Source organism: Saccharothrix sp. 6-C (assembly GCF_016695385.1).
GTDB lineage: Bacteria > Actinomycetota > Actinomycetes > Mycobacteriales > Pseudonocardiaceae > Actinosynnema > Actinosynnema texasense.
The window spans coordinates 119,581-133,574 of the sequence record NZ_CP064192.1 but is presented as its reverse complement, the minus strand read 5'-3'; the positions used below and the strand labels follow the sequence as shown (position 1 = coordinate 133,574).

9 protein-coding genes are annotated in these 13,994 nt (G+C 73.8%); 4 read left to right on the top strand and 5 right to left on the bottom strand.

Features of this window, described 5'->3' with window-relative positions:
• The first annotated feature begins 124 nt into the window (after positions 1-124).
• The 3 genes from efeU to efeB are packed head-to-tail and all read left to right on the top strand — an operon-like array spanning position 125 to position 3,364.
• Entirely contained in the window at positions 125-940 is an 816-nt protein-coding gene (gene efeU, locus IOD16_RS00635; protein ID WP_123744169.1) for an iron uptake transporter permease EfeU, read from the top strand.
• A gap of 16 nt (positions 941-956) precedes the next feature.
• Positions 957-2,117, top strand: coding sequence for an iron uptake system protein EfeO (efeO, locus tag IOD16_RS00630; RefSeq protein ID WP_201438487.1), 1,161 nt, complete (start codon positions 957-959; stop codon positions 2,115-2,117).
• Entirely contained in the window at positions 2,114-3,364 is a 1,251-nt protein-coding gene (efeB, locus tag IOD16_RS00625) for an iron uptake transporter deferrochelatase/peroxidase subunit (protein WP_201438486.1), read from the top strand. Before efeO ends, efeB begins: the two co-directional genes overlap by 4 nt.
• A 9-nt stretch (positions 3,365-3,373) precedes the next feature.
• Here the strand turns inward: efeB and IOD16_RS00620 are convergent, their stop codons facing one another.
• Entirely contained in the window at positions 3,374-3,919 is a 546-nt protein-coding gene (locus IOD16_RS00620; protein WP_201438485.1) for a hypothetical protein, read from the bottom strand.
• A gap of 101 nt (positions 3,920-4,020) precedes the next feature.
• On the bottom strand, positions 4,021-7,191 hold the full coding sequence (locus tag IOD16_RS00615; RefSeq protein WP_201438484.1) for a S41 family peptidase: 3,171 nt from the start codon (positions 7,189-7,191) through the stop codon (positions 4,021-4,023).
• Between the two features lie 172 nt (positions 7,192-7,363).
• On the opposite strand from IOD16_RS00615, the gene IOD16_RS00610 reads away from it, so the two are divergent.
• Entirely contained in the window at positions 7,364-8,494 is a 1,131-nt protein-coding gene (locus IOD16_RS00610; RefSeq protein ID WP_201438483.1) for a baeRF11 domain-containing protein, read from the top strand.
• Here IOD16_RS00610 and IOD16_RS00605 read toward each other — a convergent pair.
• Genes IOD16_RS00605 through mfd form a run of 3 tightly spaced genes read right to left on the bottom strand, consistent with a single transcriptional unit; the run spans position 8,484 to position 13,940 of the window.
• Entirely contained in the window at positions 8,484-9,416 is a 933-nt protein-coding gene (locus IOD16_RS00605) for a MazG family protein (RefSeq protein ID WP_123744173.1), read from the bottom strand. The two genes, IOD16_RS00610 and IOD16_RS00605, sit on opposite strands and share 11 nt — an antisense overlap.
• Complete coding sequence (locus IOD16_RS00600; protein ID WP_201438482.1) at positions 9,413-10,348, bottom strand: SurA N-terminal domain-containing protein; 936 nt, start codon at positions 10,346-10,348, stop codon at positions 9,413-9,415. The genes IOD16_RS00605 and IOD16_RS00600 overlap by 4 nt, the downstream gene beginning before the upstream one ends.
• 13 nt (positions 10,349-10,361) lie before the next feature.
• On the bottom strand, positions 10,362-13,940 hold the full coding sequence (mfd, locus tag IOD16_RS00595) for a transcription-repair coupling factor (protein WP_201438481.1): 3,579 nt from the start codon (positions 13,938-13,940) through the stop codon (positions 10,362-10,364).
• Positions 13,941-13,994 lie beyond the last annotated feature (54 nt).

Sequence of the window (13,994 nt, the reverse complement as noted above, 5' to 3'; positions counted from 1 at the left end):
TCACACACCGGTTCGTCCTTTCTGCGTCCTATACCGCGTTCGTCCCGGTCTGTGCCCTAGACGTGCCAGCACAGCCTTGCCTAAGTTCGATGAGCCTTGGTTAACTCCGCGTGAGGACAACGCCGTGCTCGTCAGCAACGGGCTCATCGGGCTGCGCGAAGGGCTGGAAGCAGCCCTGGTCGTCAGCATCCTGGTGGCCTTCCTGGTCAAGACCGACCGCCGGTCGCGCCTGCCCCACGTCTGGTGGGGCGTCGGCGCCGCCGTCGCGCTGTCGGTCCTGGTCGGCGCGGTCATCACCTTCACCACCGCCTCGATGACGTTCCAGCAGCAGGAGGCGTTCGGCGGCGGGATGTCGCTGCTGGCCGTCGCCTTCGTCACCGGGATGATCTTCTGGATGCGGTCGACGGCCCGCACGATCGCCGCCGAGCTGCGCGGCAAGCTGGACCGGGCGCTGGACGTGGGCCCGGCGGCCGTGGTGACCCTGGCGTTCCTCGCCGTCGGCCGCGAGGGCCTGGAGACGGCGGTGTTCTTCTACTCCAGCGTGCAGAGCGCGGGCGACACCGTGCAGCCGATGATCGGCTTCCTGGTCGGCATCGGCGTCGCCGTCGCCCTCGCCCACCTGCTCTACCGGGGCGCGATCCGGTTCGACCTGGGCAAGTTCTTCACCTGGACGGGCGCGCTGCTGGTGTTCGTGGCGGCGGGCGTGCTCGCCTACGGCCTGCACGACCTCCAGGAGGCCGCCATCCTGCCCGGCCTGGACACCCTGGCGTTCGACCTGAGCGAGACCGTGCCGGAGGACTCCTGGTTCGGCGCGCTGCTCAAGGGGATCTTCAACTACTCGCAGCGCACCACCGTGCTGCAAGCCGTCGCGTGGACCGCGTACGTCGCGATCGTCCTGCCGCTGTTCCTGATCCGCCCGCGCGTCGCGGCGAAGAGCTGAAACCGGAGAACCACCAGTGCCCGTCCACCCCGCCGCCCGCACCGGAGCCGTCCGCACCGGAACCGTCCGCACCGCCGCCCTCGGCGCCCTGCTGCTGCTCGCCACCGCCTGCGGCGACGAGGCCGCGCCCGCCGGCGCCGGCGGACCGATCGCCGTCGAGGCCTCCGACGACGCCTGCAAGGTCGCCCGCACCTCCGCGGACACCGGCAACGTGACCTTCGAGGTCACCAACAAGGGCAGCAAGGTCACCGAGTTCTACCTGTTCGCCGAGGGCGACCGGATCCTCGGCGAGGTGGAGAACATCGGCCCCGGCCTCACCCGGCGGCTGATCGTGGAGGTCACCGAGGCCGGCAAGCTCCAGACCGCGTGCAAGCCCGGCATGAAGGGCGACGGCATCCGCGGCGAGTTCACCGTGTCGGGCGAGGGCCGCAAGTCCACCGACGCGGACGCGAAGCTCGCCGAGGCGACCAAGGGCTACCAGCGGTACGTCACCTCCCAGGCCGACAGCCTGCTCGCCAAGACCACCGAGTTCGTCGACGCGGTCAAGGCGGGCGACGTCGACGAGGCCAAGGCGCTGTTCCCGGTGGCCCGCACCTACTGGGAGCGCATCGAGCCCGTCGCGGAGAGCTTCGGCGACCTCGACCCCAAGATCGACGGCCGGGAGGACGTCCTCGAGGAGGGCGCCGAGTTCACCGGCTTCCACCGGCTGGAGAAGGACCTGTGGCAGGACGGCCTGAAGGCCGACTCCCCCGCCGTCGCCGACCGGCTGCTCACCGACGTCAAGGACGTCGTGACCCGGGCGAAGGCGGTCGAGCTGACCCCGTTGCAGCTGGCCAACGGCGCGAAGGAGCTGCTGGACGAGGTCGCCACCGGCAAGATCACCGGTGAGGAGGACCGCTACTCGCACACCGACCTGTGGGACTTCCGGGCCAACGTGGACGGCTCGCAGGCGGCCGTCGCGGCGCTGCGGCCGGTGATCGAGGAGCGGGACGCGGCACTGGTCGCGTCCGTGGACGAGAAGTTCGAGGCGCTCGACGGGCTGCTGGAGCAACACCGCGCGGGTGACGGCTTCAAGCTGTACACCGAGCTGTCCGAGGACGAGGTCAAGGCGCTGGCCGCGGCGGTCGACGCGCTCGGCGAGCCGATCAGCAAGGTCGCGGAGGTGGTGTCGCGGTGACGGGTCTGCCGCGTCGCAGGCTGCTCGGGTTCGCCGGGGCGGGCGTCGCGCTGGCCGGCGCGGGCGCGGCGGTCGGCGCGCTGTCCTCGTCCCCGCCGTCGTCCGACCAGGTGCGGCTGACGGGCGCGGAGGCCGTGCCGTTCCACGGTGAGCACCAGGCCGGCATCACCACGCCCGCGCAGGACCGGATGCACTTCGTCGCGCTGGACGTGACCACGACCAAGCGCGCCGAGCTGGTCTCGCTGCTCCGGGAGTGGACCGAGGCGGCACGCCGGATGACCGCCGGCCAGGAGGCGGCCGAGGGCGGCGCGGTGGGCGGCAACGCGCAGGCGCCGCCGAAGGACACCGGCGAGGCGCTGGACCTGCCGCCGTCCGCGCTGACCCTGACCATCGGCTTCGGCCCGTCGCTGTTCGACGAGCGGTTCGGGCTGGCCGGGAGCAAGCCGGCGAAGCTGATCGACCTGCCCCGGTTCCCCGGCGACGACCTGGACGAGCGGCGCACCGGCGGCGACCTGTGCGTCCAGGCGTGCGCCAACGACCCGCAGGTGGCCGTGCACGCGATCCGCAACCTCGTGCGGATCGGGTTCGGCCGGGTCTCCGTGCGGTGGTCGCAGCTGGGCTTCGGCCGCACGTCGTCCACCTCCACGGCCCAGGCGACGCCGCGCAACCTGTTCGGCTTCAAGGACGGCACCAACAACGTCAAGGCCGAGGACGGCGACGCGCTGCGCGAGCACGTGTGGGTCGCGCCGGGCGACGGGCCGGACTGGCTGGTCGGCGGCACGTACCTGGTGGCGCGCCGCATCCGGATGCACGTCGAGATCTGGGACCGCACCTCGCTGGCCGAGCAGGAGCAGATCGTCGGCCGCACCAAGGGCGTCGGCGCGCCGCTCGGGCAGGTCGCCGAGTTCGACCCGGTCGACCTGCACGTCAAGGGCAAGGGCGGGCTGCCGGTGATCGGCGCGACGGCGCACGTGCGGCTGGCGTCGGCCGAGCACCTGGGCGGCGTGCGCGTCCTGCGCCGCGGCTACAACTTCACCGACGGGTCGGACGGGCTCGGGCACCTCGACGCCGGGCTGTTCTTCCTGTGCTTCAACCGCGACACGGGCAAGCAGTTCGTGCCGATGCAGGCGGCGCTGGCGGCCGGCGACAAGATGATGGAGTACCTGGAGCACAACGGCTCCGGTCACTTCGCCGTGCCGCCCGGTGTCCGCGAGGGCGGTTTCTGGGGCGACACCCTGTTCACCTGACCTGCCTGGTCACGGCGGCGGGGGCGCGCTCGTCGGCTCGGCCGTCGTCGGGTCGGCGGCCGGCCCGGTCGACGGGGCGGTCGTGGTGACCGGTGGCGCGGTCGTGGTGACCGGCGGCGCGGTGGTCGGGGTGGGCTCGGCCGTGGTGGTCGTGGGCGCGGGGAACGACCGGGTCGGCGGCAGCTCGCCCCGGGCCCGGGGGCCGGCGTCACGCGCCGACGTGGTCGGCGCGACCTGCGGCTCGTGGTCGGCGCGGCGGTCCGCGGACGGGGTCGGGGTCGGGGTGGGCGCCGGCTCCGGCGATCGGCTCGCCCCCGGCGGGCTCGACGACGTCGGGTGGACCACGACCAGCGGCGACAGCGCGGCGGGCGGCACGGCGGTCCGGACGCTCACCAGCGTCTGGTGGGCGGTGACCGGCGACTGGGCCGACGGCGGTGGCGCCGGCTGACCGAACGTCAGCACCAGCACCGCCGCGCCGCCCACCGCCGCCAGCGGCAGCACCACGACCGCCGCCAGGCACCCGCGCCCGCTGCGCGGCACCTCACGATGACTCACCCGACACCCCGCCCCCGGACCCGATCTTGCGTGGTACCCATTGGTCGGTTTCGGACCACCGGCCGCAAGCACCACGCCGTCACACGTCCGGGTGGACTTGGTCAGGCGAGGGGCGGGAGCTGCGGCGGAACGGCCGCCGGCCGCGCCTCCAACGCCTCCAGCGCCAGCCGCACCGCCGTGTCCAGCTGCGGGTCGCGCCCGGCCACCCGGTCCTGCGGCGTCACCACCACCTCGACGTCCGGGTCGACGCCGTGGTTCTCCACGCCCCAGCCGGGACCGGCGAACCACGTCGCGTACCGGGGCTGCGTCACCAGCGTCCCGTCGACCAGGTGGTACTGCATGTCGATGCCGATCACCCCGCCCCACGTGCGGGTGCCGACGACCGGACCGATGCCCATCTCCTTGATCGCCACGTTCACGATGTCGCCGTCGGACCCGGCGAACTCGTCCGCGATGGCGATCACCGGCCCGCGCGGCGCGTCGCCGGGGTAGCTGTCGGCCGTGGTGTACCCGCGCGCCACCGACCAGCCGATGATCCGCCGGCCCAGCTTCTCCACCACCAGCTCGGACGTGTGCCCGCCGCCGTTCTCCCGCACGTCCAGCACCACGGCCTCGCGCGCCAGCTCCACCCGCAGGTCGCGGTGCAGCTGCGCCCAGCCCGCGCCCATCATGTCCGGCACGTGCAGGTACCCGACCCGCCCGTCGGTCAGCGAGTGCACGCGCGCCCGCCGGTCGGCCACCCACGCGTGGTAGCGCAGCGGCTCGTCGTCCTCCAGCGGCACGACCACGACCCGGCGCGGCTCGCCGCCGCCGCCGGGCCGCACGGTCAGCTCCACCGGCTTGCCCGCCGTGCCGACGAGCAGCGGCGCGGGCCCGGTCAGCGGGTCCACCTGCCGCCCGTCGACCGCCACGATCGCGTCGCCGACCCGCACGGCGACACCGGGCGCCGCCAACGGCGAGCGGGCCGCCGGGTCCGACGTCTCGCCCGGGATCACCCGGGTGATCCGCCACGCGCCCGCCTCGTCCCGCTCCAGGTCGGCCCCGAGCAGCCCCACGGCGCGGCCGGGCGTCCCGTGCGCCGGGATGACGTAGGCGTGCGACGTGCCCAGCTCGCCCTGGACCTCCCACAGCAGGTCGATCAGGTCGTTGTAGCTGCCGAGCCGGTCCACCAGCGGCCGGTAGCGCTCCAGCACGCCCGCCCAGTCCACGCCGCCCATGTCGGTGCGCCAGAAGTGGTCCCGCATCAGCCGCCCGGCCTCCGCGTACGCCTGCCGCCACTCGGCCGCCCGGTCCACCACCACCCGCACCCGCGACAGGTCCACGTCCACCGAGTCGTGGTCCTCGGAGTCGACCTTCCGGTCGGCGGGCACGACCCGGAGGTCGCCGCCGTCGCGCACGACCATCCGCTGCCCGTCGCCGGTCACCTCGAACGCGTCCACGCCGTCCATCAGCGCCTCGGTGCGCGACTTGGCCAGGTCGAACCGCTCCAGCACGGCGCGCGGCGGCCGGCTCGACGGGCTCGCCAGGTTGTCGCCGAGCACCCCGCGCAACGGCGAGCGCAGCCACAGCAGCCCGCCCTTGGCGGCGGTCAGGCCCGAGTAGCGGGCGGCGGCGACCGGCACCGTCACCACCCGGTCGGCCAGCCCGTCCAGGTCGACGACCGTGATCGGGTTCTCGTCGTCCTTGTCCTTGTCCTTCTCCGACGAGTCGTCGCCCACCGGCCGGCCCAGGCGCAGCGGGTCGAACGGCGACGGCGTGGTCGCGGCCAGCGGCAGCAGGTAGGGCCGGCAGCCGGTCGGGAACGACAGGTCGAACACGTGCGCGTCGTACACCGGGTCGAAGCTGCGCACCGACAGGAACGCCAGGTAGCGGCCGTCCTCGGTGAACGTGGGCGAGAAGTCGGAGAACCGCAGCGGCGTCACGTCCACCACGGACAGGTCGGTGGTGTTGGTCATCCGGATGTGCTGCAACGGGCGCGGCCCGGGGTGCGACCAGGCCAGCCAGTTCGAGTCCGGGGCGAACGCCAGGTCGCTGACGTGCGGGTTCGCGTCCTTCAGCACCTCGCGGACCTCGCCGGACTCGACGTCGACCAGCAGCAGCCGCCCGTCGTGGGTGGCCACGGCGAGCCTGCGCCCGTCCGGGGAGACGGCCAGCTCCAGCACCCGCCCGAGCTTGCCGACCGCGACCCGGCGCGGCTCGTTGCCCGGCTCGACGCCGCCGACCGGAGCGAACTCCAGGCCTTCCTCGCCGTCCGCGTCGGTCACCCACACCACGCTGTCGCCGACCACGCGCGGCAGCCGGGCCCGGACGCCGGGCTGCTCGGCCAACGCGCGCACCGGGCCGTCCCGGTGGGTCACCCAGTGCACGGTGCCGCGCACCTCGACCACGCTCCCGCGCCCGGTCTTGTCGGGGTGGAAGTCGTCGGGCCGCGACGACACCGGCCGCGGCCGGCGCGCCGTGCGGGGTCCGCCGAGGGCGATCTCCAGCCGGCGCGGCTCGGCCGCCAAGCCGTCCAGGAGCCACAGCTCGCCCGCGTGCTGCCAGACGACCCGCTCGCCGTCGCCGGCCGCGACCCGGGCGTAGAACTCCTGCTCGGTGTGCCGCCGCAGGTCCGACCCGTCCGGGGCCACCGAGTACAGGCTGCCCACGCCGTCGTGGTCGGACAGGAACGCGATCCGGTCACCGAGCCACATCGGCGAGGTCAGCGACGACGTCAGCTCCGGCAGGATGCGCGTGAACTCGCCGTCGCCGGCCACGTCGACCCACAGCTTGGCCGCCGCGCCGCCCCGGTAGCGCTTCCACCAGGCCGGGTCGCGGCCGTACACGGAGGTGACGACCACCTGCCCGGCCGGCCCGAACGCCACGTCGTCCACCCAGCCGAACGGCAGCCGCCGCGGCGGGCCGCCGTCGGTGGGCACGGCGTGCGCCCACTGCCGGTTGGTGGTCGCCTGGCCGGTGGAGGTGACGGCGACGACCTCGCCGTCGGACGTCCAGCCGCGCACACCGGTGGTGTAGTCGCCCCAGTAGGTGAGCCGGGTGGCCGCGCCGCCGTCCACCGGGGCGAGGTGGACCTCGGGCGCGCCGTCGCGGCGACTGGTCCAGGCCAACCGGGTTCCGGTCGGGTCGAAGCGGGGGAAGGAGACGGGCACCTGGTCGGCGGTCACCCGCCAGGCCCGGCCGCCGTCGAGGGGGGCCAGCCACACGTCGTCCTCGGCCACGAAGGTCACGAGGTTGCCGTGCAGGTGCGGGAAGCGGAGGTAGGCCTCGGTCACCTCTTCGACGTTAGCGCCCCGATCACCCGAACCGGGCCGAACCCGGCGAACGCGCTCCGCCCCACCGAACCCCCGACCGGGGACGCGGCGCCCCCGGGCGGCCGGTCGTCGGCGGGCGGCATCGGCGGGGCGGTCCTAGCATCCGCTGTGACCACCGCGAGGAGACGCCGCCATGACTCTGCACACCGACATCCCCACCCGTGACCAGGTCACCCGCCTGCTGACGACCCGGTCGCCCGCCGGCGTGTCGCTGTACCTGCCGACGCGCCCCGAGTCACCCGGCGACGAGGAGCGGACCGAGCTGAAGAACCTCGGCGGCGCGGCCGTCGAGCAGCTCCGGGAGGGCGGGGTCGACCGGCGGGCGGTGGAGGCGGTCGAGGAGCAGCTCGCCGACCTCGTCGAGGACGACGAGTTCTGGCGGTTCCAGGCGCGCAGCCTGGCGGTGTTCGCCACGCCCGAGTCGCTGACCACGTTCCGGCTGCCCAACCACCTCACGGCCGCCGTCGAGGTGTCCGACCGGTTCCACGTCAAGCCGCTGCTGCGGTCGATCACGTTCCCGCAGGCGGCGTTCCTGCTCGTGCTGACGCAGGGCTCCGTGCGGCTGCTGGAGGTGCTGCCCGACCTGCCCGCGGCCGAGGTGCGGGTGCCCGACATGCCGTCGGACGTGGCCAGTGCCGTCGGCAAGTCGTCCATCGCGGACCGCGCGCCCGTCCGCCGCATCCAGGGCAGCGAGGGCCAGAAGGTGCGGATGCGGCAGTTCGCGCGGAAGGTCGACCAGGCGCTGCGCCCGGTCCTCGCGGGCCAGGACACCCCGCTCGTGCTGGCCGCCGTCGAACCGCTGGACGGCATCTTCCGGTCCGTGTGCAGCTACCCGCACCTGGCGCCGAGGAGCGTCTCGCCCGGCGGTGGCGACGCGGGCGCCGCGGCCGACGGCGCGCTGGTCGGCGCCGCCCGCGAGGTGCTGGACGAGGTGCACGCCGGGCAGCTGCGCGACTGGCACGAGCTGTTCGACCGCCGCACGTCCCAGGGCCGCACGGTCACCGACGTGGCCGACGTCGCCCGGTTCGCCACGATCGGCGCGGTCGACACGGTGTTCGTCGACATCGACGCGGGCGTGCCCGGGTTCGTGGACGAGCAGACCGGCGCGGTCGAGTTCCGGGAGACGCCGGACGCGGTGGACTACGGCGTGCTGGACGAGATCAGCCGGCGCGTCTGGCTCACCGACGGCCGGGTGCTCGCGGTCCGCCGAGACGACGTCCCGGGACGCGGCGAGGTGGCCGCCGTGCTGCGGTTCACGCCCTGACGGCAGGCCTGGCCGGCCAGTGGGCGCGCCAGTCGGCCGCGGTCAGGGCGGTGACGCCGGCCGCGCGCGCCGACCGCTCGGCCGCCCGCACGTCCGCCTCGAACCGCCGGGCCACGGCCCGCAGCTCCGTCTCCGGGTCCTCGCCGGCGAGCTTCGCCAGCGCCGCCACCGCGAACAGCGTCGTGCCGGTGTCGTCGCCCTCCGGCAGCAGGTCCACCGGGAACCCGGCCCGCGCCACCCGCTGCGCCAGCTTGCCGGCCAGCGCCACCGCGGGCTGCCCGCCCGCCACGCCGTCCACACTGGACTCGCGCTGCTTCTCGACCTGCTTGAGCTCTTCCCACCGGTGCTGCTGGGTCGTCGCGTCCCGCACCGCCGGGTCGTGGCCGGCGAACACGTGCGGGTGCCGCCCGACCAGCTTGGCCACCAGGTCGCCCGCCACCTCGTCGATCCCGAACGGCTCCTCGGCGTCCTCCGCCGCGATCCGCGCGTGGAACAGCACCTGGAGCAGCACGTCGCCGAGCTCCTCGCGCATCGCCGCCCGGTCACCGTCCTCGATGGCCTCCAGCAGCTCGTAGGTCTCCTCGACGAGGTACTGGCGCAACGACCCGTGGTCCTGCTCGGCGTCCCACGGGCAGCCGCCGGGCGAGCGCAGGCGGTCCATCACGGCCGCCGCGTCCAGCAGCGCCAGGCCCGGCGCGCGGATCACGTCGGAGCCGGCCGAGATCAGCTCCCGCGCGGCGGGCTCGTCCGGGTCCGTGGTGATCAGCACCACCGAGGGGCCCGCGACCAGCGCCGACACCGGCTCGGCCGACCACAGCCGGGCGTCCACGCCCGCACCCGCGTACACCGCCGCCGCGCCCCGCAGAGCGGGAAGCGCGGCGGCGGGCAGGACGGGGGTGGCGCCTACGACGACGACGGTCACGGCGAGGTCTGCCGCACCGTCGCCTGGTAGCCGCTCAGCTCGCCCTCGCTCGGGGCCAGCGAGATGGCGGTGCCGTCCCACAGGCCGTAGCGGGGGTTGACCTGGATCTCCGGGTCGCCGGCCAGCGTCTGCACGAGCCGCAGGCCGATCTGCTCCAGCAGCTGCGGCGTCAGCTGCTCGGTGGCCGACTCGCCGGACGCGCGCGCGTCGGTCTTGCGGTCGGTCACGTAGGCCACGATCCACTGCGCGCTGCTCGGGTCGGGCGCGAACGCCACCACGGTGCCCGCCGGCACGCCGAACAGCGGCGACTGGGCCGCCTGCGGCGACTCGGCCGACCGCACCCGCTGGCTCTCCTTGGACAGGGCCTGCCCCTGGGTGCCCGCCGGCGCGTCGGCCACGAACTCGGCCATCTTCGCCGGGTCGGCCGCCACCTGCTTGGCCTTATCGATCGCGGACGCGCTGTCCTTGGTGAAGAAGTAGTCGAACGTGACTTCCATCCGGTCCACGTACTTGCGCGCCAGCTCGACCAGCAGCAGCTGGTCCTTGGCCCGCTCGCGGAACGTCGCCGCGTCGTACACGGTGTTCTGCGAGGCCAGCTCCGCGCCGCCGGCCTGCTCGACCGACTCGGTCACGGCCTCCTCGGACACGGACACGCCCTCGCGCCGGGCCGCCAGCTCGATCAGCTCGTGCTGCACGCCCAGGGTCACCAGCTGCCGGGCGACCTGGTCCAGCTTGCGCTGGTCGTGCAGCTTCTGGGCCTCGGGCTCCTTCTTGAGCACGACGTCCAGCCGCTGCTGCACCTGCTCCAGTGGCAGCACGGTGTCGCCGACGATGGCGGCCGAGCCGACGTGGCTCGGCCCCGTGCCGCAGCCCGCGACCAGGAGTGCCACCGCCGCGCCGATCAGGGTGAAGCGCCTCTGCACAGTCCTCACGACCAGTACCTTCTCACGTCCTCGTGACGCCGCTCACGGGAGTCCCCGCCAAAGACTGCAGGAACTGCGCGCACCAATCCAGCAATTCCTGATCACGCAACTGGGGTGCGCCCATCCGGCCGCCGGCCGCGCCCTCCGTCGGACGAGGCACGCTGACGGTGCGGGCGGTCTGCTTGTAGACCGCCTTCGGGAACAGCCGGCGCAGCCGCACGAGCTGGCTGTCCTTGAGCTCCAGCGGCGCGAAGCGGATCGTCTGGCCCTGGGTGGCGACCTCCGTGACGCCGTGCCCGCGGCACGCCTGCCGGAACCGGGCCACCGCGAGCAGCCGCTCGACGGGCAGCGGCGGCGTGCCGTAGCGGTCCTTCAGCTCGTCCCACACCGACTGCAGCGCCTCGGCGTCGCTCGCGGCGGCGATCTTGCGGTAGGCCTCCAGCCGGAGCCGCTCGCCGGGCACGTAGTCGTGCGGGATGTGGGCGTCCACGGGCAGGTCGACGCGGACCTCGGCCAGGTCCTCCTCGACCTCGCCGTCCGCGCCCGCGTGCTTGCGGAACGCCTCGACGGCCTCGCCGACCAGCCGCACGTACAGGTCGAAGCCGACGCCCGCGATGTGCCCGGACTGCTCGGCGCCGAGGATGTTGCCCGCGCCGCGGATCTCCAGGTCCTTCATGGCCACCGCCATGCCCGCGCCCAGCTCGGTGTTCTGCGCGATCGTGGCCAGCCGGTCGTGCGCGGTCTCGGTCAGCGGCGCCTCGGGCGGGTACAGGAAGTAGGCGTAGCCGCGTTCCCGGCCGCGGCCCACGCGCCCGCGCAGCTGGTGCAGCTGGGCCAGGCCGAGCAGGTCGCCGCGCTCGACGATGAGCGTGTTCGCGTTGGAGATGTCCAGGCCGGTCTCGACGATCGTGGTGCAGACGAGCACGTCGTACTCGTTCTCCCAGAAACCCTGGATGATCTTCTCCAGCTTGTCCTCGTTCATCTGGCCGTGCGCGGTGATCACGCGGGCCTCGGGGACCAGCTCGCGGATGTGCCGGGCGGCGCGCTCGATCGAGGACACGCGGTTGTGCACGAAGAAGACCTGGCCGTCGCGCAGCAGCTCCCGGCGGATGGCGGCGGCGACCTGCTTGTCGTCGTACCCGCCGACGTAGGTCAGGATCGGGTGCCGCTCCTCGGGCGGGGTGAGGATGGTCGACATCTCGCGGATGCCGGCCAGCGACATCTCCAGGGTGCGCGGGATCGGCGTGGCGGACATCGTGAGCACGTCGACGTGCGTGCGCAGCGCCTTGATGTGCTCCTTGTGCTCGACGCCGAACCGCTGCTCCTCGTCCACGATGACCAGGCCGAGGTCCTTGTAGCGCAGGCTCTTCTGCAGCAGCCGGTGCGTGCCGATGACGATGTCCACGTCGCCCTCGGCCAGGCCGGTGATCGTCCGCTCGGCCTCCTGCGGGTCGGTGAACCGGGACAGGCCCTTGATGGTCACCGGGAACGCGCGCATCCGCTCGGTGAACGTGTTCAGGTGCTGCTGGGCCAGCAGCGTGGTCGGCACCAGCACCACGACCTGCTTGCCGTCCTGCACCGCCTTGAACGCCGCCCGCACCGCGATCTCGGTCTTGCCGTAGCCCACGTCGCCGCAGATCACCCGGTCCATCGGGACCGTGCGCTGCATGTCGGCCTTGACCTCGTCGATCGCCGCCATCTGGTCGAGGGTCTCGGTGAACGGGAAGGCGTCCTCCAGCTCGCGCTGCCACGGCGTGTCCGGCGCGAACGCGTGCCCGGGCGCGGCCTGCCGCGCGGCGTAGAGCTGGACCAGCTCCGCGGCGATCTGCTTGACCGCCTTCTTCGCCTTCGCCTTGGTGTTCTTCCAGTCGCTGCCGCCGAGCTTGTTCAGCGTGGGCAGCTCGCCGCCGACGTAGCGGGAGATCTCGTCGAGCTGGTCGGTCGGCACGAACAGCCGGTCGCCGGGCTGGCCGCGCTTGCTGGAGCCGTACTCCAGGACCAGGTACTCGCGGGTCGCGCTGACGCCGGCGGTGTCCTTGGTCGTGCGCTGCACCATCTCGACGTACTTGCCGATGCCGTGCTGCTCGTGCACCACGTAGTCGCCGGGCCGCAGGGCCAGCGGGTCCACCGCGTTGCGGCGGCGGCTGGGCATGCGGCGCATGTCCTTGGTGGAGGTGCCGTGCCGCCCGCCGGTGAGGTCGGTCTCGGTGAGCACCACCAGGGCCAGCTCGGGCAGCGAGAAGCCGTCCTCCAGCGCGCCGCGCACGACGGTGACCGCGCCCTTCTTCGGCGCGGTGTCCAGGGCGTCCCGGAGCACGACGTTGACGTCGGCCTCGCGCAGCTGCTCGGTGGCGCGCTGCGCCGTGCCCGCGCCGGGGACGACGAGGACCGCCGTGCCGCCGGAGACGGTGTGGGCGCGCAGGTCGGCGAACGCCCGGTCGATGTCGCCCTGGTAGGCCTCGACCTGCTTGAGCTCCAGCCGGACGACGTCCTCGCCCTCGGTGGTGAGCCGGCTGAGCGTCCACCACGGCCGGCCCTTCGCCCGCGCGGACTGCGCCACGTCGGCGAGGCTGTGGTAGGCGCTGGAGTCCAGGTCGATGGGGCTCTGCCCGCCGCCCGCCGCGGCCATCCAGGAGGCCTCCAGGAACTCCTGGCCGGTGCGCACGAGGTCCGCGGCGCGGGCCCGGATCTTCTCCGGGTCGTTGAGCACCACGTGCGTGCCCGCCGGGACGACGTCGGTGAGCAGCTGCAGCTCGCCCTCGCACAGGGCCGGGATGAGGGCCTCCATGCCTTCCGACGGGATGCCCTCGGCGATCTTGGTCAGCAGCTCGTGCAGGTGCGCGTCGGCCGTGTGCTCCTCGGCCAGCGCGGCGGCCTTGGCCCTGACCGGCGCGGTCAGCAGCAGCTCGCGGCAGGGCGGCGCGACGAACCCGTCGACCTCCTCCGGCAGCGACCGCTGGTCGGCGACCGAGAAGGGCCGGATCTCGCTGACCTCGTCGCCCCAGAACTCGACCCGCAGCGGGTGCACGGCGGTCGGCGGGAAGATGTCCAGGATGCCGCCGCGGACCGCGAACTCGCCGCGCTTCTCCACCATGTCGACGCGGGTGTAGGCGATCTCGGTCAGGGTGAGGGCCAGCGCGTCGAAGTCGTGCTCGGAACCGACGGCCAGGCGCACCGGCACGAGGTCGCCGAGACCCGGCGCCATCGGCTGGATCAGGCTCCGGACCGTGGTGATGACCACCTTGAGCGGGTGCTCGCCGGGGTGGGCCAGGCGGCGCAGCACCTCCAGGCGGGCGCCGACCGTGTCCGCGCGGGGCGACAGCCGCTCGTGCGGCAGCGTCTCCCAGGACGGGAAGATCGCCACCTGCTCGGGGCCGATGAGGTCGCACAGCACGGCCTTGAGGTCGTCCGCCTCGCGGCCGGTCGCGGTGACCGCGAGCACGGGCGCGCCGGCGGCCAGGGCCGCCGCCACCAGCGGGCGGGCCGCGGGCGGTCCTTCCAGTTCCAGGTCGGGCACGCCGATCGAGTCGGCGAGGGCGCGCAGCGCCTTGTCGGGCAGGACAGCGGTCAGCAGGCCGGACAGCGGGCCGGGCTGGGGCATTGCGATGGCTCCCCGGGGGATCAAACGCGGACAGACCCCTGCCCGGGACTGAGC